The organism is Schinkia acidoalkalinis, from assembly GCF_054301215.1.
Genome location: NZ_CP182573.1, coordinates 468,625 through 490,522, shown reverse-complemented (window position 1 = coordinate 490,522; position 21,898 = coordinate 468,625). Strand labels below are relative to the sequence as shown.

The 21,898-nt window shown below is 36.5% G+C and carries 23 protein-coding genes; 15 read left to right on the top strand and 8 right to left on the bottom strand.

What is annotated here, in order from left to right; genetic code table 11:
* The first annotated feature begins 221 nt into the window (after window positions 1–221).
* On the top strand, window positions 222–1,157 hold the full coding sequence (locus ACNQFZ_RS02550) for a hypothetical protein (protein ID WP_458413797.1): 936 nt from the start codon (window positions 222–224) through the stop codon (window positions 1,155–1,157).
* A gap of 207 nt (window positions 1,158–1,364) precedes the next feature.
* Here ACNQFZ_RS02550 and ACNQFZ_RS02545 read toward each other — a convergent pair whose 3' ends face one another.
* Window positions 1,365–2,081 carry a hypothetical protein gene (locus ACNQFZ_RS02545; RefSeq protein ID WP_458413796.1) on the bottom strand — a complete coding sequence of 239 codons (717 nt, stop codon included), beginning with the start codon at window positions 2,079–2,081 and terminating at the stop codon, window positions 1,365–1,367.
* A gap of 138 nt (window positions 2,082–2,219) precedes the next feature.
* Here ACNQFZ_RS02545 and ACNQFZ_RS02540 point away from each other — a divergent pair, with 138 nt between their 5' ends.
* Entirely contained in the window at window positions 2,220–2,999 is a 780-nt protein-coding gene (locus tag ACNQFZ_RS02540; RefSeq protein ID WP_458413795.1) for a hypothetical protein, read from the top strand.
* A 188-nt stretch (window positions 3,000–3,187) separates the two neighbouring features.
* Here the strand turns inward: ACNQFZ_RS02540 and ACNQFZ_RS02535 are convergent, their stop codons facing one another.
* Window positions 3,188–4,135 (bottom strand): hypothetical protein, encoded by a 948-nt coding sequence (locus ACNQFZ_RS02535; protein WP_458413794.1) that lies wholly within the window; start codon window positions 4,133–4,135, stop codon window positions 3,188–3,190.
* A 106-nt stretch (window positions 4,136–4,241) separates the two neighbouring features.
* On the opposite strand from ACNQFZ_RS02535, the gene ACNQFZ_RS02530 reads away from it, so the two are divergent.
* Genes ACNQFZ_RS02530 through ACNQFZ_RS02520 form a run of 3 tightly spaced genes read left to right on the top strand, consistent with a single transcriptional unit; the run spans window position 4,242 to window position 5,418 of the window.
* The gene (locus ACNQFZ_RS02530) at window positions 4,242–4,694 is read left to right on the top strand and encodes a gamma-glutamylcyclotransferase family protein (RefSeq protein ID WP_458413793.1); all 453 of its coding nucleotides are present in this window, start codon (window positions 4,242–4,244) and stop codon (window positions 4,692–4,694) included.
* 15 nt (window positions 4,695–4,709) lie between these two features.
* Complete coding sequence (locus ACNQFZ_RS02525) at window positions 4,710–5,102, top strand: gamma-glutamylcyclotransferase family protein (protein ID WP_458413792.1); 393 nt, start codon at window positions 4,710–4,712, stop codon at window positions 5,100–5,102.
* Between the two features lie 16 nt (window positions 5,103–5,118).
* Complete coding sequence (locus tag ACNQFZ_RS02520; RefSeq protein WP_458413791.1) at window positions 5,119–5,418, top strand: hypothetical protein; 300 nt, start codon at window positions 5,119–5,121, stop codon at window positions 5,416–5,418.
* A gap of 159 nt (window positions 5,419–5,577) precedes the next feature.
* Here ACNQFZ_RS02520 and ACNQFZ_RS02515 read toward each other — a convergent pair whose 3' ends face one another.
* The gene (locus ACNQFZ_RS02515; RefSeq protein ID WP_458413790.1) at window positions 5,578–7,011 is read right to left on the bottom strand and encodes an amino acid permease; all 1,434 of its coding nucleotides are present in this window, start codon (window positions 7,009–7,011) and stop codon (window positions 5,578–5,580) included.
* A 127-nt stretch (window positions 7,012–7,138) separates the two neighbouring features.
* Between ACNQFZ_RS02515 and bluB the strand changes: the two genes are divergently transcribed.
* Complete coding sequence (gene bluB / locus ACNQFZ_RS02510; RefSeq protein ID WP_458413789.1) at window positions 7,139–7,783, top strand: 5,6-dimethylbenzimidazole synthase; 645 nt, start codon at window positions 7,139–7,141, stop codon at window positions 7,781–7,783.
* Between the two features lie 79 nt (window positions 7,784–7,862).
* Here the strand turns inward: bluB and ACNQFZ_RS02505 are convergent, their stop codons facing one another.
* The 3 genes from ACNQFZ_RS02505 to ACNQFZ_RS02495 form a co-directional block, all read right to left on the bottom strand.
* The gene (locus ACNQFZ_RS02505; protein ID WP_458413788.1) at window positions 7,863–9,137 is read right to left on the bottom strand and encodes an MFS transporter; all 1,275 of its coding nucleotides are present in this window, start codon (window positions 9,135–9,137) and stop codon (window positions 7,863–7,865) included.
* A 226-nt stretch (window positions 9,138–9,363) separates the two neighbouring features.
* Window positions 9,364–10,521: an iron-containing alcohol dehydrogenase gene (locus ACNQFZ_RS02500; RefSeq protein ID WP_458413787.1), complete on the bottom strand. Its 1,158-nt coding sequence runs from the start codon at window positions 10,519–10,521 to the stop codon at window positions 9,364–9,366.
* Between the two features lie 84 nt (window positions 10,522–10,605).
* Window positions 10,606–11,331: a Crp/Fnr family transcriptional regulator gene (locus tag ACNQFZ_RS02495; protein ID WP_458413786.1), complete on the bottom strand. Its 726-nt coding sequence runs from the start codon at window positions 11,329–11,331 to the stop codon at window positions 10,606–10,608.
* A 334-nt stretch (window positions 11,332–11,665) separates the two neighbouring features.
* Here ACNQFZ_RS02495 and ACNQFZ_RS02490 point away from each other — a divergent pair, with 334 nt between their 5' ends.
* Genes ACNQFZ_RS02490 through ACNQFZ_RS02475 form a run of 4 tightly spaced genes read left to right on the top strand, consistent with a single transcriptional unit; the run spans window position 11,666 to window position 14,389 of the window.
* Window positions 11,666–12,526, top strand: a complete 861-nt coding sequence (locus ACNQFZ_RS02490) for a substrate-binding periplasmic protein (protein WP_458413785.1) — start codon at window positions 11,666–11,668, stop codon at window positions 12,524–12,526.
* A 20-nt stretch (window positions 12,527–12,546) separates the two neighbouring features.
* Entirely contained in the window at window positions 12,547–13,191 is a 645-nt protein-coding gene (locus tag ACNQFZ_RS02485) for an amino acid ABC transporter permease (protein ID WP_458413784.1), read from the top strand.
* Window positions 13,192–13,204: 13 nt separating this feature from the next.
* Entirely contained in the window at window positions 13,205–13,948 is a 744-nt protein-coding gene (locus ACNQFZ_RS02480; RefSeq protein ID WP_458413783.1) for an amino acid ABC transporter ATP-binding protein, read from the top strand.
* A 15-nt stretch (window positions 13,949–13,963) separates the two neighbouring features.
* Window positions 13,964–14,389 (top strand): OsmC family protein, encoded by a 426-nt coding sequence (locus ACNQFZ_RS02475; protein ID WP_458413782.1) that lies wholly within the window; start codon window positions 13,964–13,966, stop codon window positions 14,387–14,389.
* A gap of 28 nt (window positions 14,390–14,417) precedes the next feature.
* Here ACNQFZ_RS02475 and ACNQFZ_RS02470 read toward each other — a convergent pair whose 3' ends face one another.
* Window positions 14,418–15,314, bottom strand: coding sequence for a LysR substrate-binding domain-containing protein (locus tag ACNQFZ_RS02470; protein WP_458413781.1), 897 nt, complete (start codon window positions 15,312–15,314; stop codon window positions 14,418–14,420).
* Between the two features lie 146 nt (window positions 15,315–15,460).
* Here ACNQFZ_RS02470 and ACNQFZ_RS02465 point away from each other — a divergent pair, with 146 nt between their 5' ends.
* The 3 genes from ACNQFZ_RS02465 (at window position 15,461) to ACNQFZ_RS02455 (ending at window position 18,744) form a co-directional block, all read left to right on the top strand.
* The gene (locus ACNQFZ_RS02465) at window positions 15,461–16,684 is read left to right on the top strand and encodes an MFS transporter (RefSeq protein ID WP_458413780.1); all 1,224 of its coding nucleotides are present in this window, start codon (window positions 15,461–15,463) and stop codon (window positions 16,682–16,684) included.
* 369 nt (window positions 16,685–17,053) lie between these two features.
* Window positions 17,054–17,410, top strand: a complete 357-nt coding sequence (locus ACNQFZ_RS02460) for a P-II family nitrogen regulator (protein ID WP_458415284.1) — start codon at window positions 17,054–17,056, stop codon at window positions 17,408–17,410.
* A gap of 5 nt (window positions 17,411–17,415) precedes the next feature.
* Entirely contained in the window at window positions 17,416–18,744 is a 1,329-nt protein-coding gene (locus ACNQFZ_RS02455; RefSeq protein WP_458413779.1) for an ammonium transporter, read from the top strand.
* Window positions 18,745–18,782: 38 nt separating this feature from the next.
* Here ACNQFZ_RS02455 and trmL read toward each other — a convergent pair whose 3' ends face one another.
* A complete protein-coding gene (gene trmL, locus ACNQFZ_RS02450; RefSeq protein WP_458413778.1) occupies window positions 18,783–19,253 on the bottom strand; it encodes a tRNA (uridine(34)/cytosine(34)/5-carboxymethylaminomethyluridine(34)-2'-O)-methyltransferase TrmL in 471 nt (156 codons plus the stop codon).
* A 206-nt stretch (window positions 19,254–19,459) separates the two neighbouring features.
* On the opposite strand from trmL, the gene ACNQFZ_RS02445 reads away from it, so the two are divergent.
* Complete coding sequence (locus ACNQFZ_RS02445; protein ID WP_458413777.1) at window positions 19,460–20,497, top strand: DUF3231 family protein; 1,038 nt, start codon at window positions 19,460–19,462, stop codon at window positions 20,495–20,497.
* A 272-nt stretch (window positions 20,498–20,769) separates the two neighbouring features.
* Window positions 20,770–21,684 (top strand): RelA/SpoT domain-containing protein, encoded by a 915-nt coding sequence (locus ACNQFZ_RS02440; protein ID WP_458413776.1) that lies wholly within the window; start codon window positions 20,770–20,772, stop codon window positions 21,682–21,684.
* Window positions 21,685–21,898: the final 214 nt, after the last annotated feature.

Below are 21,898 nucleotides of genomic sequence, written 5' to 3'. Positions count from 1 at the left end.
AAGAAAAACATATTCTTAATTGTATAGTAAAAGCATACTAAGCAGTAAAGAATTTCAGTTTTAGCTCATATTGTGAAGTATTTTTAAATACAAGAGCAGTTTAGTGGTGTAGAGGAATAAGGTTTCATCTTCTTTAGTGACCGCTATTGAATATCAAATATTAATAATTTTTGAGAAAAGTGAATAAAGTAAAACAGTACAATCTTGAAGGGGGAGTCTAATTGAAACCTTTCATAAGATGGATAAATCGGACGTTCAGGAATAATCCTAGGAAAAAATTACCTCTTGTTATGGGAGCTGATTACGAACACCAAACATTTGGCCAACCTGTTGAACGAAACCAAAATTCGCTAATAAACACCAGAGATGTTGAAAAATACTTTCGTCCTTCCCGTATCCCTATTAAAAACACCCTTGTAAATAACATCCAATTTTTCAATCCCTACTATGAAAAAAGCTACAATAAAATAAAAATCCCTGCAACCTTAACTCGGACTCCTGATGTAACTGTTTTAAACTACTTTAGTATTTTAAGAGAGGCAGAGAACCTCACTCAAAGTCAGTTAGGTGGGTGTGGAACTGTAGGGATGGCAAAGATGCCCTATCCAGTTGCTTATAACTTCCTAACTAAAGACTATCATAAAAGGGTTTCCTATCTTGAATATCTTCAATCATTTGCAGGGATTGGACATCTCAATTTAATTAAGATAAACAGACTTCCTGATGATAAAGGCCGTATTTCTTATTTCATTGAACTAGAAAGTATAGAAGGATCATCTAAAGGTGTCACCTATTTTACCTATTATTATGGATATGTCCAATTAAAAAAATTTCAAAATCTGTATAAAATTGACCAAATGAAATTGTACGGAGAGGACTTTCTCTGTGCAGCATATCACCTCTGGCAACATGATGCGGAAGCTGTCGTTGACATTATGTACGGAAACTGGTGCAACTTAATAAAAAAACGGTTGCCCACAAAAAAAGATGGTTACGTCAAAACCATTGATTTTATTGGTACGGATGGAGCCGATTATCGATTTATCTTTTATCAATTAACAAATGATACAGATGTATTAATTTCTCAATATAAAAGAGATTCTGAAGGGAACTGGGAATCCATCAGAATTGATCCAAGCAAATGTGTAAATAAATAAGCAATCAAAAAATACTGAGGATAAAACATTAAAAGGGTTGTGGTATCCTTGGTTAAAAAGAGTGTTTTTGTATTAGTTTTAATATCTTTTTTGTATGTTCCGTCTTGCCTACGTACCCATGTGAGATAAGATCCAACGACTTGAGGATTTACATCTAACTCATTTTCTTTTGGAAAGGTTACTTGCTTTTGTTTCTCTGAGCTTAAATCAATCTGATATAAAGAGGTGAACATTGTGGGAGCTGGTCCCTCTTTCCATCCTTTGTTTTCTTGTGACCGTGCTACGATGACTTTGGAAGGTGATAGCCACTCCAAATCTAAGACTGTCCATTGCCCAAGAAGGTGTTGGTGTGCCGAGAAAGCTGACCCATTTGCCGTCATGACTCCATTTAAAATCACCAATAGTAACGGCAAATAAATCATTTTCATGGATTGGTATTGAGTACAATAGCTGCGCTTTGTTCTCATTAAGTTTCATATCCTTTGGAATGCGATACAACTTAATCGGTTCCCAGCCTGTAGGAAGGCGGTTTGACCCAGCAGACACAATAAACTCTTTTCCATTTGGATACCACTCAAAACCACTAACACCTAACGACACGTTTTCAAATCCGTAGGGTCTCCCATCCTTCTTCTTTGTAACGTTGAGTACCCAACCAGATAGATAAGCCAGCTCATTTGATACAGGAGACCAAGTAAAAGAAGAAGTTTCAATGCTAGGATATGGTTTATAGTTTTCTTTTCTCTCTGTATCATAGATCCACAGGTTAGACTTCTCGCCACGTTCATCACCATCGATATAGGCAATAAATCTACCATCATAGGACCACTGGGGTGAATATACATATTTATTTTTGGTAGGCTGTATTTCTTGTTCAGCTTCTTTCATCCACAATTGGTGATCACGTACAAACGCAGCCTTCATTGGCACTTCTGCCTTCGTCACAGAAATAAATTGAAAAAAATCTATTGAGTTTATTGAATTTATCCGGTGCGTATAAGGATGAAACAGGTTAGATGCATGATAACAATTATTTGGGAAGACTAAAATGAGGTGTTGCCGATGAGAACTTACATCAGTTTAATAGTAGTGTTCCTTATTATAATTAATCCTATTATTGCAGGAGCAGAGATTGAAGGATATAAAATTGTTAATCAGAACAAAAAGGAGAATATTAGCCTTTACGGTAAGAAAATGAATGGATTATATAGGGGATTTAAAATTGATTTCAAAGGGGGTATTTACACAAGACCTTTCTGGAATAGCGAAACAAGTCCTACCTATGCTCCACAAATATTCTATGCAGACATTAATAAAGACCAAAAGGAAGAGTTAATTATTACATTGACAGAAGGGCATGGTACAGGTGTCCTATTAGAAGATGTTCATGCTTTTCACATAATTGACAATCGACTTACCGAAGTTATTGTAGATAATCCTTTAGCAATTATTCATAAGAACGTAAAAACAAAGCTAGCGAATGAAGAAGCAGAAATCAGTATAAATGAAAAGAGGTATAAAGTTAATATAACACCTTTTGAAATTAATCCTGAAAACTTATTTGACGATATAGGCTTTGGGAGCATTATTGATTATGAAGTAATTAACAATAATCTTATGGTAAGAGTAAGTGGGCAAATATATCCAGCTATGTCCATTGGTGATATTATCATTAGTTATGAATACCTTGATAAAATGTATCAAGCGAAAACAATTGAATTTATAACGGATATTGATAAAAACCCCTTTTATGGTCCAGTGAAAAAAAACGAAGAGGTGGTAAATTCTAAGGCAGTAAATCACTTTGTCAATTTAATCCGGCAATATAATTTTCTAAAATAGTATAAAAACAGAAATTGGACATATTTTTCCGTCAATAAGAGGCCATCTTGTATCGTCAACTTTTGGACAAAATAACATAGTAGTAGCACTTATGATAAGATACATAATGCCGAAGCACCTGGCAACTTCGACACTATGTTTAAATAGATTATTGCTTAAATGCCGGGAACATGAATACATATAATAATTCAATCCGGAAGCTGATCCCAAACTTTACATAATACAAAAAACTTCAACCCATGTTTTAATCTGCGTCCTGTTTTTCTCCCAATTTTACTTGTTTCTATGATAGTGCCCCAAAATGGTATTTCGTCTTTTAAGCGGTTTATTTCTTTTCGGATATTTTGTTCGTCTGCAATATACTTATGGTCAGGGTCCTTATAATAAAATAACTTTTCGAAAATCATGGTGTTTGTAACAGGTTTTTCACTCATTAGGATAGTGTACACCAAGAGGAAATCTACAAAATGAATCCTTTTTATTCCCTCTCCAAGTTTTATGTAATAGTTTCCTGCTTCATCGATGGTCAATAGAATAGTATCCTCTGGGTTTTCTTCCATTAGTATGAAATGGTCTTCATAAGGAATTAATTCTTCTTCAGTTCTAGATACTTTTCGGTAATATAATCGGTCGATTGTTTTTTCTGACGTCACCAATAATTCATGGCGGTATTTTTCAACTAATGGGTCATCCTCGACACAACTTTTCACTTGCATTTCTAGGATGGATGGGACAATATTTTTAGCTATTAATATGCCGCTGTTGGCTAAAAATAGTTGTGCCAAGTAGGTTTGTATATCATTCAAGGGAGCGGGAGTGTCACTATTGATCGCTTCTCGAAAATGTAAAGCCGCTTGTTCGTATAACGTTTCCCTGTAATATAAATGTGCTATTCGATAATTTGCGACGGCATGATTAGGGATAATGCTCAACGCTCTTTTCAAAAAATAAATCGCCTCCCCTGGGCTAGGGCTGTCCGACATTTTGAAATGTTCCCCATAGTTAACATATAACGCTACAAGGTCCATTTGTAGTTTTTTAATGTGCTCCCAGTTTCTTAACTTTCTTGCCCCATGTAGCAGCTGCTTTAATTTTTCCTCTTCCTTATATGGTTCAACTAATACTTCAATCATCATATTCACCTTTGATAGCTTTTTCTACTAGTATACCTTTTTTACTGTGACATGTATGTCACAGAAGATTTGTTATACTAGGGACAATGAAGGAGAGGGGGAAATAAAAATGTATTATTTTGCTTACGGAAGCTGCATGAGTTTCAAGGATTTAGAAAGAACGGTGGGAAATGCGCAATTTGTAGGGGCTGCAATTTTAAATGATTATGAATTGGCTTTTACAAAATATTCAAGAGGTCGTAGCGGTGGTGTTGCAGACATTGTATCAAAGCCTGGTTGCAAGGTGGAAGGCATTGTTTTTGAGGTTGAGGATTTTAAAGCATTGGATCGACGGGAAGGGGTTCATATAAGGCTATATAAAAGAATTCCTGTTGAACTTGTACTATCTCAAACCGGTGAAACAATTAATGCAGATACCTACACGGTAGTGGAAAAAGAAGCGCAGGAAGTGGTCCCTTCTGAAGACTATATGAACATTATATTAGATGGCGCTACGAGACTATCAGAACAATATCAGAATGATCTAAAAGATCGCTTTAATAAATTTAGAGAAACATTGTAAGGGGGTTATTTAACCGTGCTGCAATTTAAAGTTTTTGTTTATGGTACGTTGTTGGTTGGAGAATCGAATCACCATGTTGCAAAGCCGTATCTGCTCCATGTTGAAGAAGGAACCATTAAAGGATTTTTATATAGCCTTGGACCTTATCCCGCGATAGTCTTGGACGACAATGGGGTGGATATTAAAGGGGAATGGTTGACAGTAAATCAACTGGGGCTAGAACGAATGGACTGGCTTGAAGATTATCAAGAAAATGGTCAGAACAATGATTATGAACGTGTTTGGGTAAAGGACAGCTATACAGAAAATGAAGGATTTGTGTATGTCTATTCATTAGAAAAAGTGAAAGGCTTAAAACGCATTGAAAGCGGATCTTGGAGAGAATATAGGAAATCAAATTTAATTTAAATTGGAGGCTGATTTTATGACGTTTACTCTAGTTTTCAAAGGAATCCATGCAAATTTAGCTTATATGCTTTGCTTTGAACCATGTCCAATTTGGAGAAAGCAGGACAGTGATTGGACGATTGTGCCGAACCGTCATAATCCACATTATGAGATGGGCAGTCTTAGAAAATTGTTGAATCATGAGAAAGGTCTCATCCGTGAAAAAGAATGTATTATTGTCATTCAACAAGAGGGCCATGGTACACATGAGGACTTAAACAATCTGCAAGTTGATTTACAAGGTGAAGGTTTTCATTATCAGGTTGTATCTTTTTAGTGATACATCAAAATATGGGAACAGCCTGATAACCTGTTCCCAATTCTGTGCTTTATAGCCGGAAATTCTCCGCCTATGAATTCCTATACCTACACGAACATCAACAATGAATGCTAACAGGGCTAAAGGTAACGCATGTACTTTTTTGCCCAAAAACCGTTAGGATGGTTTGACACGTTGGGTTTGCTTCCTCCGTGACCAAAATAAATAGGCAAGACTGATCATTGAAAAAAAGCAAGCAAACGCATAAAAGCCCATTCGAAAATCATGGACGCGCAGGCTCATGATGAAAAGTACAAGTATCGCAAGAATGGTTCCGTAGGCCCCAGGGCGTCCCCAAATCAGCTTGGATTCAAACGTTTCATTTTCCTTGCGCTTTTTCCGCCAAATAAGGTACGTCACAAGATTGAGTGACCAGTTTAAAAATGTGAAATAGGACGAGGCGGATACTAGATAATTATATAAAGAAGCCGGCAGCAGGAAGGACATTCCGACTACAATCAAAGCCCCGACCGCAACCGATAGCCAGGCATTGCGATAAAAACCGCGACGGGAGTGTTGTAGAAAAAATCTTGGTCCTTGTTTGGCAACAGATAAAGATACAAGCAGTTCGATGGCAGCATAATAACTGGCAGCCATCACGGAAAAAGCTGCGAGCAGTATGATGATGTTCATGCCTGTAGCTGCCCAAGTGTAGTCCAGCAAATTGAGGGCTTGTACAAATGGAGACTTGTTGGTTGATACTGTGTTCCAGGCAGTAATCATAATCAAGACCAGCATTGACAACATATACAATGAAATGACACCGATTGACATAAACACGGTGGCCTTTGGGATATCCACGCGTGGCCTTTTTACTTGACTTCCTGCCATGGCAACCGCACTTATCCCGGCAAAAGAAAAGATGACTACCAGCATCGACTGAAGCAGTCCAGAGTTTCCCTTAGGAAAAAATGCAGGACTGCTTGAGAAGGGATGCTGAGGTGTAAAATTGCTGTGAGCAAATAGTGCGTACCCTCCCAAAAGGATAAATGCCAAAAGGGCAAGTGTCTTCACCACAGCCATTCCGGATTCGATTTTTCCAAACTTGTCCATATTCATCATGTTCATTAAGATAATGATTGCCATAAAGGAAATAGCAAAAATAGGCTTTGGTACTTGCGGAAACCAGTAGTGGGCAAAGATTCCCATTGCAATCGCTTCTGAACCAATCCCTAGAATACTCGAAATAAACACTGCCCATCCAAGCAAAAAGCCTGAATAAGAACCTAAAAATTCCTGCACATAAACGCGGAATGAACCAGGCTCCAACCGGTTAACATTTATGCTTGTCATAGCTCCCAGTACCTGCATCATCACAATTCCGCCTAATAAAAACGCAAGTGTAACAGAAGGGCCTGCTTCACGCACAGCCAAACCTGAGCCAAGGAAAAAACCGGCGCCAATCACGCCGCCAATTCCAATACCTGCTAAACTATAGCTATTCAGATGTTCTTGACGTTCTTCCCTTTGGATCTTTTCTCCATGTGGTAAAATAATCCCTGTTTTCATTGCTTTTAAAATGGTAAACACCTTCTTCCTATCAATCCTCAATTTTTATCATGCAGCTTTGTTCGAAAAAACATGTAAAAATAAAAGTTGGTTTAAGTTGGTAACAGCAGCTTAAAATAGTTTAATATTAAGGATGGATATTTTTGTCAGATAAAGGGAGAGAAACTTAATGTTCACTAATGAGGAAAGAGATTCTATTTACAAAGTCATTTTTAAGAGGAGAGATATTCGAAACTTTTTATCAACTCCTATTCCGGAAAATAAGATACATAATATATTAAATGCAGCCCATCATGCCCCTTCCGTTGGGTTCATGCAACCATGGAACTTTATTTTGATTTCCTCTAATGAAGTAAAAGAAAAATTAGCTTGGGCAGCGAACAAAGAAAGACAAGCATTGGCTATTCATTATGAAGGGGAAAAAGAAACGAAATTTCTTGGGTTGAAAATTGAAGGTTTAAAAGAAGCACCTTTAACTATTTGCGTAACCTGTGATCCCACGAGAGGTGGCTCACACGTATTAGGACGAAATTCAATTCCTGAAACGGATATTTTATCAACGGCTTGCGCAATCCAAAATATGTGGTTGGCAGCTTGTGCCGAGGGGCTTGCGATGGGGTGGGTTAGTTTTTACAAAAAGAATGATATTCGAGATATTTTAGAAATACCGCCACATATTGATCCTGTTGCGCTTATCTCAATTGGTTATACGAATGATTATCCAGCCAAACCTATATTGGAAACAAGCAATTGGGAAACGAGGCTGCCTTTAGAGAATCTTATTTTTGAAAATAAATGGGGGAAGCATGAGTAGTATTCTTTTAAAAAAAAGAAAATTTGATTTGGGAACAGACTAATACGCTGTTCCCAATAGTACTACTAAATTTGAACATTCAGTAATCCTTCACGTTTAGTACACGGATTTCAAGATTAGCTTGCTCCGCTTCTTTCCTTTTGGTTACTAATAGCCTTATACAGCCCAATCCACCGAGTAAAGCACTCACACCCGAAAATAGGAAAGCGGTAAAGTAGGAATTTGAATAATCAATAAGAAATCCAGTCATAACTGGTGAAACCAATTGGCCGCTACTAAAGAATACAGTTACGAATCCCATCGCTACCGTTATGTACTTTGGATGAATATATTCACTAACCGTGGCATTTATAATCGTCGGTACACCCCAAAGGGTCACGCCATATATTGCTGTAATCAAAAATAGTAGAACATTGTTTTCCGAGAAACTTAATGAAAGAAGAAGGAAGGTTTGTATAAAAAACACAATCATTAAAGTAATCACACGACCTACACGATCGGAGAGACTTCCCCAAATAAAACCACTGATGATACTTGTGATACCGGCAATTGCAAAAAATGTGCCGGCAGATTCATTTGTAAATCCTGCATCAACAATGAGATAGTCTACAAGAAAGGTAGAAAAGACCAGATAGCTGACACCCCAGGTAAAATATATGAATCCTAGAAACCAAATGGCTTTATTCCGATAAATATGAATTGCTTCATTAGCGTTGTTATGTTCTTTTATCAGTAAGGGTTCTTGTCCTTTAAGAATGGGCCTAAGTTTTGGGCCTTCCGGTCTATTTTTCAAAAATATTAGATTTAATAAGGCAATGATGATGATAAGGAAAGCAAGTAAATACCAGCCTATTCTCCAACCATTTTCACCTGTTTGTTGAATAAGCATAGGTATGGTTAAACCACTAAAAACAATCCCGATTCCTGCACCAGACATAGCGATTCCCATTGCCATGCCCCTTCTTTTAATTGTAAACCAATGACCGAGTAGTCCTAATGACGGTACGTAGACACCGCCTGTACCTAGTCCAATTGTCAAGCAGCCCAGAAAGATGAGGTGAAATTTGGATGAATTTGATGTTAGTACCATTCCGAATGCAATAAGGAATAATGAAAATATAATGACTGTTTTTGCCTTGAACCGTATGACAAAATATCCTGCGGCAACTACGGCAATTAGGTATCCTAAAAAAATAGAAGATGCAAGATATCCTGTTTCCCGGTAGTTTAAGGAAAGACCATTTTTCATAAATGGAAGAATGGCACCAAAGGAAAAGCGACCAAAACCGAGTGAAGCTAATACACAACATGTAATTAAACTTAAAATGAGCCAACTTTTATTGCTATTTTTCAAATGATTTCCCTCCTTACCATATGGTCTATTACGATCTTTTATTATTATATTCCGAATATTCAAAAATATAATTACGTTAAATTGTAACGATTCATATTGAATTTGTAAAATAAAAAATTTTTGCACTGTACAGCAATTTTTTTCATTCATATAAAAAACCCTCTTACAACGTATGTAAAAGGGTTTTTAACATTCTCGAGTTAGCTTCTATCTCAATTTCTTGCAATTAAAATGCAGCTTTTAGGATGGATAGAACATCTTCCAGTTCTGCTTTCTTCGGATTAAATAATGCACACGGGTCCTTCATTGATAGCTCTGCTAACATGAGAAGGTCTTCCGCTTTAACGCCAATGTCTGATAATCCTTTTGGAATTCCTGTATCTTGGGCCAATTTTTGGATTGCTTCGACAGCTTTTTCAGCAGCCTCCAACTGGGATAAACCGTTTACATCCTCACCTAGCGCTACTGCGATATTGACAGCTTTCTCTAGGCGTGCATCCAGGTTAAATTTAACGACATGCGGCAAAAGAATGGCATTGCATAGACCATGTGGCAAATTATAAATTCCGCCTAGTTGGTGGGCAATGGCATGTGAATAACCAAGCAGTGCATTATTAAAAGCCATTCCCGCCAAAAATTGTGCATTGGTCATTCCTTCACGGGCTGCTAAATCATTGCCATTATTCACTGCATTTCTTAAATGTTTGCCTACTAATTGGATTGCTTGGATGGCGCAAGCATCTGTAATCGGATTGGCCAAAATGGACATATAGGCTTCTACCGCATGGGTCAACGCGTCCATCCCTGTGCCTGCCGTAAAATCTGCAGGCAATTGTTCAGTAAGCTGCGGGTCATTTACAGATAGATTCGGAGTAATATGCTTATCAACAATTACCATTTTTTGAGAGGTTGCTGTATTGGTAATAACGGCAATCCGAGTCATTTCGCTGGCTGTTCCCGCTGTCGTATTGACAGTGATTAAAGGAACCATTGGTTCTTTTGATAAGTCGATGCCTGCATAATCGTGGATTGTTCCTCCGTTTGCAGCGACTAAACAAATAGCCTTCGCACAATCAAGTGAACTTCCTCCACCGATGGCAACCACTAAATCACACTTTTCACTTTTTAAATAATTGACACCATCTTCGACATTTTTATCAGTTGGATTTGGGGCTACATCAGAAAAGAAAGCTACAGGGATGTTCTCATTTTGAATGGATTTAGCAATTTCTTGCGTAAAGTCCATTTTTTCAACGACTTTTCCTGTCACAATTAACACTTTTGTGCCACCAAGTTCCTTTACTTTCTGTCCAATTTGCTTTGCCGCACCAATTCCAATTAAGTTTACCGCGGGCATGAAAAAACCGTATACCTGTGCTTCCATTCAATCGTACTCCTTTATGATTTCTGTTTTAAATGTTAACACGGTAATTATAATGGTAATGAAAAATAATCGAAGTGAGTCAAATCACACAACCTTTTTCGTAATAAGAGAGACTAATCTATCATAATCTGTAATAAAAATCCGTTTTCCTTGTATTTCAATAAGTCTTTTCTTTTTTAATTCGGAAAATACTCGACTAATACTTTCTCTTGAGGTTCCTACTAACTCGGCAAACTCTCGCATAGTAATAGGGATATCGACATAAATTTTATCAAGGGATCTAATTCCAAACTTTTCTATTAACTTTTCTAACGTCCTTATCGTTTTTGAAAAAATATCAAAATAAGCCATTTCAAATAATTTGGATGATAGTTCCTCAATCTGTTCACTCATACATTTGAACATTCTTTCTGCGAGAAGAGGACAATGTTTCATTTCTTCCTCAACAAATTCTGAATTGATAAAGATTGCTTCTCCAGCTTCAATCACGGTGGCTGTATATGAATAGTAATCGTTTAGTCTACTATTAAACAAACAGTAATCACCAAAGACCTCTCCTTTTTTCTTTATGGTTATGATTAGTTCATTACCGTTTTCATCTTGCATTGCAAGCTTTACTAACCCTGAAAGAATAATATACACACCATTCTTTTTATCGAAATTAGAGACTATGATTTGACCTTTATAGTATTTCATTCTTTTTTCGTTGCTTTCAAAACAATGGATACATTCGTTTGAAATATTTTTCAATGTTGAATTACTCTCCGGAAAACTTTTGAAGGACTGTTTCTCTCTACTAAACGCATGCATATTGACTACCTCCTCGTGATATTTAATTTAAGTTGAAAAGATAGACTCTTTAGATACAATTTACGGAAAATTGCAAAAATATTTTTTTTATATTTTAACATAACAATCTTTAAAAAGCGTGACAAAAATCACATTTTTATCTCAATTTCCAATTTTTTTAAACAAATAATGCAAAATAATATAACTAATATGAATATCAGAGTATCCTTTTGTTTTTTATAAGCAAAAAAGCCATTGCTTTTGAAATTAGTAAAAATGGGCAAACTAATCTTACTAGCTTGCGCAGAACTTTTTAGACTACATGGGATTTAATTATGAAAAAGAGGGGATTACGATGAAAAATAGGAAATCATTTTTTAGATTATTACTTGTCTTACTATTGAGTGTTATACTCACTGCTTGTGGGGCGAATAACGGAAACAAGGATCAAAAGGTAGGTGAGTCTCCAACCGCAAAAGAAGACGCAAAAGGAGAAACAAATTTACTTGATGAAATTAAAGACCGGGGTGTTATGAAGGTCGGTGTAATGGGAACTTATCGCCCGTACAACTTTTTGAATGAGAATAAGGAGATGGACGGTTTTGATGCAGACATCGCCAAGGAAATCGCAAAACGCTTAGGAGTGAAGGTTGAGTTTGTTGCGCAAGAGTTCTCCGGCATGATTGCTGGTTTATTAGCTGAGAAATTCGATGGTGTGATTAGTCAAATGACGATTACAGATGAGCGTAAACAACAAATGGATTTTTCTGATCCGTATATTACGAATCAGGTGAAAGCAATCGTCCAAGAAGGTAATAATACCATCAAGTCTGTAGAAGATTTTAAAGGGAAAAATATTGGAGTTGGGTTAGGAACCAATGATGAAACCTATTTACGTACGGAGCTCATGCCAAAGGTCGGCGACTTCAAAATTATGACTTATAATGATGTAATTACAACTTTAAAAGACCTTGATGCTGGGCGTATTGATGCAACAATCAATAACATGTATGCTCTTAAACCAGTTGTGGAGGAACAGGGCTTTAAAATTAAGGCTGTAGGAGATGCGATTAAATCTGACCAGGCAGGAATTGCTACTCGTAAAGGAAATCCAGAACTTATTAGTGAATTAAACCGTATCCTAGCTGAAATGAAACAAGACGGAACATACAAAGAAATTTTCGTTAAATGGTTTGGAGAAGAACCTCAAAAGTAGGAAAGGACACCAGCTGATCAATGGATATTGTCATTAAAAATTTGCCGTTTTTATTACAAGGAGCGTATTATACGCTCCTTATCACTATTGTTTCAATGTTTTTTGGATCAATCATTGCCGTGCTTGTTGCTGTAGCCAGACTAAAGGGGAATCTGCCGATACGCTGGATTGCCCGCGCTTATGTATCCGCGATTCGCGGAACACCGACATTAGTTCAAATTATAATCGTCTATTATGGATTAGTTGATTATGGGATTAAATTACAGCCATTACCGGCAGCGATTATTGCACTCAGCATCAGTATTGGCGCCTATTTATCCGAAACATTACGTGGGGCGTTACAATCGATTCCAAAAGGTCAAATGGAAGCTGCGTATGCCTCAGGTATGACACCTTTTCAGACAATGACAAGAATCATTTTTCCACAAGCGATTCGCATCGCCATTCCACCAGCTGGAAATACGTTCATTGGAATGTTAAAAGAAACATCGCTCGTATCTGTGATTACAGTTACCGAGTTATTGCGATCTGCGGACCTATTAATTGCCCAGTATTATGTATATATGCCGTTTTATTTGTCAATCGCACTTATGTATTGGATTATGAGTACTGGCTTTTCTTTTTTTCTAGAAAAATGGGAGAAGCGTTTATCAATTTATTTGTAAGATGGGGATATGTATGATTAAAATTGATCATTTATCAAAGAGCTTCCATAATCTTGAGGTATTAAAAAATATAAATCTACAGGTAAATCAAGGAGAAGTAGTTTCCATTCTTGGTCCCAGCGGTTCAGGAAAAAGTACAATGCTCCGTTGTATGAACGGTCTTGAAGAAATAACAAGTGGACGAATTGAAGTGGCCGGAATCGTGATTGATGGTGAACAAAGTAAGAAGGAACAAATGAAAGCAATCCATCGTATTCGTTTACAGACAGGGATGGTTTTTCAACAATTTAATTTGTATCCTCATAAAACGGTATTGGAGAATATAACGGAAGCCTTATTGATTGTAAGAAAGTGGCCTAAAGATAAGGCGACAGAGAAAGCTGAAAACTTATTAGAACGAGTGGGATTATTAGAAAAAAAAGATACGTATCCATCACGATTATCCGGCGGCCAACAGCAAAGGGTTGCGATTGCGCGGGCCTTGGCCATGGAACCTTTGGTTATGTTATTTGACGAACCGACTTCGGCTCTTGATCCGGAATTGGTCGGTGAGGTGCTGACTGTGATAAAGGAACTTGCCCAAGAAGGGATGACTATGGTTGTTGTAACGCATGAAATGGAATTTGCGCGAGAAGTCTCAAATCGTGTTGTATTCATGGATGGTGGGGTGATCGTGGAGGAGGATTCTCCAAAGGAATTTTTCGGAAATCCCAAAACAGAACGTGCACAGAGATTTTTGAAGAAGATTGGAAGCTAGGAGGGGAGTTATAATATGATAGTAAAAACCAAATGGACCGGTCAGCGTGCCTTTACTGCTGTTGGTGATTCAGGGTATGAAGTTAAAATGGACGCCACCGAAGCATATTGCGGCGAAGGGAAGGGTGTGACTCCGACCGAAATGCTCTTAGCCTCCTTGGCAGGATGCATCGGTATTGATGTTACAATGATTCTGAGACACTACCTTGACTCCATTGAAAGGCTGGAAATTGAAACAAATGGTACAAGGAACGAGGATTTGCCAAAAAGCTTTACGGCGATTACAGTTACCTTCTATATTGATGGCGATATTGATAGCAAAAAGGTATGGAGAGCAATCACACTAGGTAAGCAAAAATACTGCGCTGTTTCAAATTCGCTCAAAGCTGATATAACATTTCGCTTTGTATTAAATGGAAATGAAAGTAAGAATCTAGATTGAAACTGATTCAATAAGCCACGGGAACCGATTAACGTGGCTTATTGTTGTCTTGGCTGCCCTTCATCTCAACAAACTCTTTGAATTTGCCCACTACCGGTGACATATAGCCATTCGTTATCCATACCATATGGATGACTCTGAAACATTTCGGTGATTGGATACGAATAGTTGATATTTTACCTTCGTCCAAATTAGGAATCCGTGGCACGATGGCTACGCCGAAGTTTGCTCCAACTAAATCTGAGACCGTTCTTTCTTCAAAACCTTCAAAAACCTTTTTTGGGTGGAATCCGGCTTCTTGGAACAGTTTTTCTATGATATCATAAAGGGCTGTTTTGGGTTTAAAGTGGATAAATGGATCATCGGAAACTTCACATAAATCCACTTGATCTTTGCCTGCCAGCCGATGAGAAGCGGGGACGATTAAAAATAATTCATCAGTCATTACCGGCATAGAGCTTAGGTTTTCAGATGATTCTTGTGGTGAGCAGAAGCCAATATCTATATTGGCAGCATCAATTTCCTTTAAAATTTTGCTTGTAATATTTTGCGATAATTGAAATTCAATTTTCGGAAATTCTTTTTGAAACTCGTTAATGAGGTCTGGTAAGAAACTGGAACCTAACGTTTGAATAAATGCAAGTTGAATCGTTCCATGATAGGGGTCAATCATATCATGGATTTTTTGTTTTGCACTATTAATTTCCGATAATGCTTGGTTAGCATGTTCCAGGAAGACCTTTCCATATTTATTCAATACAACGCCTCGGTTTTTCCTTTCAAACAAAGGAACACCAACCTCTTCTTCTAGTCGCAAGATCGAACGGCTTAGAGCCGGTTGTGAAAGATTCAATTCTTCAGAAGCACTTGTGATACTCCCGTATTTGGTTAAAGTTTGAAAATAAAAAAGCTGTCCTAAATCCATTGGCAAATCTCCTCTATTTTAATGATATTACTATTATGCATAGTTACTATAAAAAAGACAATTATGTATGCATGGTTAATCTGTAATACACTTATGAAGTAACTTTTTAGCAGGTGGGGGAATTTAAAAAAAGGGGGAAATGATAGATGATAAATAGACCAAAATTATGGACAAAAGATTTTATAAATATCACTATGGTCAGCTTTTTTATTTTCTTAGCATTTTATGTATTATTAACTGCACTGCCGATACAATTAACGAAGGAACTGGGTGGTGGAGCTGATCAAGCCGGTCTATTAGTAACATTATTTTTAATTGCAGCTATTATTATTCGACCATTAGCCGGTAAGTGGGTAAGTGTTGGATCACAGAAAAAAATTCTAATCTATTCTGCAGTAGCTTTCTTTATTGCAACTGCCTTATATCCATTTGTAACAAATATTGGGACATTATTTATTTTGCGGATTATACATGGATTAACATTTGGGGTTATTACAACGGTAAAAGGAACGATTAGTGCTGTCATCATTCCTGATTCAAGACGTGGAGAGGGATTAAGCTGGTTTTCATTAGCGATGGGATTGGCCATGGTGGTTGGCCCTGTTATTGGTCTCAACCTAGCAAATATTGGGGCATACAATACTGCCTATATTTTTTGTATTATCATTTCAGCAATAAATATCTTCCTATCAACGGTTATCAATGTTCCTAAACAAGAACAACCTGAAAAATCTTCAAAATCTAGTAAGAAATTTAATCTCAATGATTTGGTTGATAAAAAAGCTGCGCCATTTGCGCTTGTAGTCTTTATTTTAGCGTGTGCATACTCTGGCATTGCCTCCTTCTTGGCTTTGTATGCGCAAGAAATTAACCTAGTCAAGGCTGCTAGTACGTTTTTTATTCTTTATGCAGGTTTAATGTTTGTCTGTCGTCCATTCACAGGAGTTTGGGCTGACCGTTATGGTGCAAACAAAATTGTTTATCCTTGTGTTATTTTATTTGCCATCGGGATGGTCATGTTGTCACTTCCACAAACAGCAGTCATTATGATTATTGCAGGGGCCATAATTGGAATAGGGTATGGGTCGGTTACACCAATCTTGCAAACACAGGTCATTAGTTCTGTAGAAAAGCATCGCTTAGGTATTGCCAATTCACTATTCTTTAACTCTATGGATTTAGGAATGGCTATTGGCGCATTTACTCTAGGAATAGTCGCGAAATCATTCAGTTATAGTAGTGTTTATTTGTCTGGTATTGTGCTTATTATAGTAGGAGGCATTGCTTATTTTGCTTTAGCAAGCGGAAAGGCAAAGATGAATCACCGTGCTGTAAAGTTAAATTCAATGATTGAAGTAGAAAATAAATAGAGAATGTCTTGGTTGTATTTAAAAGCTGGGGGTCGTTACACCCCCGCTTTTTTTGTTTTTATAAAAGCTCCTCTTCATATTCCATTAAAATTTCACCCGATAATTCATCATCTTTAATTTTATTCCTAAATTTTTAATATTTTTAAATTGCTTAAATTGATATTTTAATAATAATCCATAAATGATGGGAATTGTTGATATATCAATATGAGAGCGTAATCAATTAGATTTATATACTTCATTAAAAACGCTTTCAACACGAACAATAACAAAATTAGATTAATTAGATTGTAAATTGGTATTGTTTTAGATGAATATCTCGGATTATGATAAGGTACATAAATAATTCGGTGATTGGTGGTGGCAATGATGAAAAAGATTGAAGCAATCATAAGACCTGAAAAGCTCACAGAGACCATTAAGATTTTAAAGAAGATTGGTGTTACTGGCTTCACTGTTTCACAGGTGGTGGGCAGGGGAAAACAGAAAAGCACTCTAGGAGTCTATCGTGGCAAAAATTATAACGTGACTCTTCATCCAAAGGTAAAATTAGAGATTGTTCTTTCGGACTATATGGTGGAACTAACAATAAAGAGCATCATTGGTGCTGCCCAAACAGGAGAAGAAGGCGATGGGAAGATTTTCGTTTATCCTATTGTTGAAGCTTATAACATTCGAACGGGAAAAGTTGATACGGATATTGATGAATTAAATCGGGAGGGGTGATTTTCTTGGAACTAATGTATTTAAATGCAGTTTGGGTTGTAGTAGCAGCTTCAATGGTTTTGTTGATGGAAGGCGGTTTTAGTTTACTGGAAGCGGGTTTGGTTCGGACGAAAAATGCGGTAAACGTAACAATGAAAATATTTGTTGATTTGACGATCGGAGCATTGACGTTTTGGATAGTTGGTTTTGGTTTAATGTATGGAAGGGATGCTTTTGGAATCATAGGTACAACTTTAATAGGGTCACCGGAAAAAATTAATCTTTCCATAGCTTTACCTAGTGCAGCCTTTGTCCTATTCCAAATGGGATTTGCAGTAGCTTGTATCTCTATCATTTCAGGCGCATTGGCAGAACGTATGAATTTTAAGGCGTATATTTTAACAGCAGTTCTTATTTGTATCGTCGTTTATCCTGTTTCGGGCCATTGGATTTGGAACAGTGATGGCTGGCTGGCAAAATTAGGGATGAAGGATTTTGCAGGTTCTGCTGCAATTCATGCAGTAGGAGGTTTCGCGGCTTTAGCCATGGCAAAATTTTTGGGACCTAGGAAGGGAAGATTTAATTCTGATGGAAGTGCCAATGTATTTGCACCAAGTAATATTCCACTAGCATCTGCTGGCGCGTTTATATTGTGGTTTGGTTGGTTTGCTTTTAATGCAGGCAGTACATTAGATGCTTCCAATGGCTCTCTGGCCTCTATAGCGATTAATACGATGTTATCTGGCGCAAGTGGTGGTACTACCGCTTTGATTATGACGATGAAAAAATTTGGAAAAGCAGATCCCAGTATGACGATTAATGGAGTTTTGGCTGGATTAGTGGCAATAACAGCTGGCTGCGCATTCGTTACGCAATGGAGTGCCATTTTGATAGGGATTATAAGTGGTTTAATTGTCATTTATGCAACACTATTTGTTGACTTTTTAAAAATAGACGACCCAGTTGGAGCGGTAGCCGTTCATGGCTTCAATGGGGTGTTTGGAACGGTCGCAGTTGGATTGTTCGATTCATCTCAAGGCCTATTGACAACAGGTAATCTTTCTCTTATAAAAATACAGCTACTTGGAGCAGCAGTAGTTATTGTTTGGGGGCTTATCGGCGGTGCCTTTATTGCAAAGGCCTGCGAAATGACGGTTGGATTTCGTGCCAGTGAACGTGAAGAGGAAGAAGGCTTGGATATGGCGTACCATGGTATTCCAGCCTACAATGAATTGGAACGATTTACAGATTTGCCTACAAGCTTATACAATTTTGAAGAAACAACGGGAATATCTATTGCCCCAACAAAAAAAGAGAGAGATAGAAAGAATCTTAAATTTGAAGCAAAAATGTAATTGCAGCAAAAAATCTTCCATAACGGAAGATTTTTTTTTTAGTTTAAATTGGGATATCCTTGCTGGCGCATAGCCTCATACACCAATAAAGCAGCTGTATTCGAAAGGTTCAATGAACGAACATTGCCACTCATCGGTATTCTTAGAAAGTGATCTTCATTTTTTTCTAGTAGATCTTTTGGTAAGCCCGTTGTTTCTTTTCCAAACATGAAATAATGTTCCTTTAATCTATCACTGAAATCGAAGGATGAATATGTTTTTTCACCAAACGTCTCAATATAGTAAAACTCACCTTGATTTTTTGAAAAAAATTCATCCAATGAGTCATAATACATAATGTTTACAGACTCCCAGAAATCTAAACCTGCTTGTTTTACCATTTTTTTATCTGTAGAAAAGCCAAGTGGTCGAATTAAATGCAAGGCTGTATCCGTTGCCGCGCAGGTACGTGCAATATTCATAGTATTAGCCGGAATTTCTGGTTGATATAGTACAACATGTATTGCCAAGAATGGTCACCTCAATCTTATTTTCCCCTCCCAATTATAGCATACAGATTACAAGGATTGCACTTACGACAATAAATGAGGTTTGTGAAAAAATGATTGATTAACACTCATTTCTTGGAATATCACTTTAGTGGGGGAAGAATAATTTTTCCAATTACGTAAAATAATAAGCAAAAAAATAAGCAAAAAATAAGAAAGGAATACCCATGGATACAATTAAACCGATTACATTAAGCTCGTATAAAACAGATATTAATGAACCATTAACATCAGCTGAAATGGGGAAGCTTTGGGCTACCTATATGGGAAACAGTATGGCTAAATGCATTTTGAGCTATTTTCTTCAACACGTTGAGGATGCAGATATAAAAATGCTATTAGAAAATGCTTTAAAATTAACCGATGATTTTTTAAAGATGACTACAGAAATTTTTACTAAGGAAAACTTTCCGATTCCAAAAGGGTTTGGTGATGAGGATGTAAACCTAAATGCACCTCGTTTATTCCAAGATGAATACTATCCTCATTATTTGAAATATGCTGCAAAAGCAGGGATGAGTATTTATAGTGTAGCAATACCTCTTATTTATAGGAAGGACGTAAAAGAATTTTTTACCTACTGTATGTATTCTACGTTACAGTTATTGAATCAAATCAAGGGAATATTAATGAATAAGGGTCTTATTATAAAGCCACCCATCATTCCAGTTCCAGACAAAGTAGAATTTATCCATGATGATTTTTTAAACGGCTACCTTGGACATGTACGATCTTTGCATGCGTTAGAAATTGCTCATTTTTACGATAATATTGAAAATAATGTAACGAGTAAAGCGCTTATAATGGCGTTTGCCCAGGTAGCAAAGGATGAAAAGATTCGGAAATTGTTTGAAAAGGGAAGAGATCTGACAACTATAAATATTCAACATTATATGCAAAAGCTACATGATGAAAATTTGCCAACCCCGGCTTTTCTGGATGATTTAGTGACGGCATCCACCTTTTCACCATTTTCAGATAAATTAATGTTATTTCATAAAATGGATATGTTTTCAATGAAAATGAGGGCGTTTGGAAACTCAGTAGCTGTAAATGGAAGGCATGATGTTGGGTTCCTCTATACAAGATCGTTCCTAAAAATTGGGAAGTTTGTCCAAGATGCCACAAAAATTTACATAGAGAAGGGCTGGATGGAAAGAGCGCCACATGCAGTTGATAGAGATAGGTTGAATAATGGAAAATGACCAAAATCCATAGAAAAAAGGTATAATGGCCCTATATAACTAATTCACGATAGGATACGAGACAGTATTACTCTTGCAAAAACTTGATAGCTATCAAGTTTTGTTTTATTTTTATAACCTTTAAATAAACAAATTGAACATATAAACTGAATAAGGAGATTGCTTTTAGTAGGTTATGAGAATCGTTTGTATTCTCTACTAGAATAGTAGTGTTTGTTTCATACATTGAAAATTGGTAACATTAATGTAGATTGATAAAGGGGGGATCCTTGTTGAAACTAGACAAAAGCAAATTCTTAAACGAATATCATTTTACCGAAGATGACTTAAATGAATATAATATTGATTGGGATAACCTGGTACTTATTTACAATGATTATCTTAATGTGAAACCGCAATTGGAAACACAAGCAAACTATATTGCTGATGTTTTTCGAAAACATAAAAATGTCCATACAGTTAAATCGAGAGTCAAAGAACCAAAACACTTAGTAGCTAAACTAATAAGGAAAACTTCTGATAGACAGAAAATCTATGGAAAAGAATTTCAATTTTCAGTGGACAACTATAGAAAAGAAATAACAGACTTAATTGGTGTACGTGTCATCCATATATTTAAAGAGGACTGGGAAAGTATACATAACTTTATTAAAGAAACCTGGGAAACCATTGAAATCGTTGCGAATATAAGAGATGGTGATAATAAAGAACCATATGAAAATTTAGGATTATCTATCAAATCAAGAGAATCCGGTTATCGTTCTGTTCATTATTTGGTTAATTTTACGCCAACGCGTCAAAATGTAATTGCAGAAATACAAGTTAGGACCATTTTCGAGGAAGGATATGGTGAAATTGATCATCAATTAAGATATCCAAGTAGAAATATACCAAACGTATTGGCCTTAAATCTCCTAGTGCTCAACCGGCTTGCTGGCAGTGCAGATGAATTGTCATCTGTTGTAAAATTGCTAAAAGACAGTTGGGATGGAATGGACCATGAATATAAAGCAATTATTGAAAAAAAGGATGAAGAATTAAGAAGATTAAAAGCAAGAATAGAAAAGCTTGAGATCGATGAATCAGAAAAATCATCCCTCGTTTCAGATATAAGTAATATTCTTGTTGAAGAACTTTCTGATAATATATTGAGTTTTTCAGACAAACTTAAAGATTTTAATGGATGAGAATAATAAAAATGACTATGTAAGGGACTTCTCTAATAAGAGAAGCTTTTTATTTTTAATGACAACGACTTTGTCTGTCTTAAATAGTTTTTTTTTTGCATTTGTAACTAGTTTATATAGTTAAGTCAAAATTATGAAACCTTTGTATAAATTCTCAGAATCCCCAATTTTTGTGATAAATTTAAAAGCGACAGTGAAAAAAATTTACTTACAT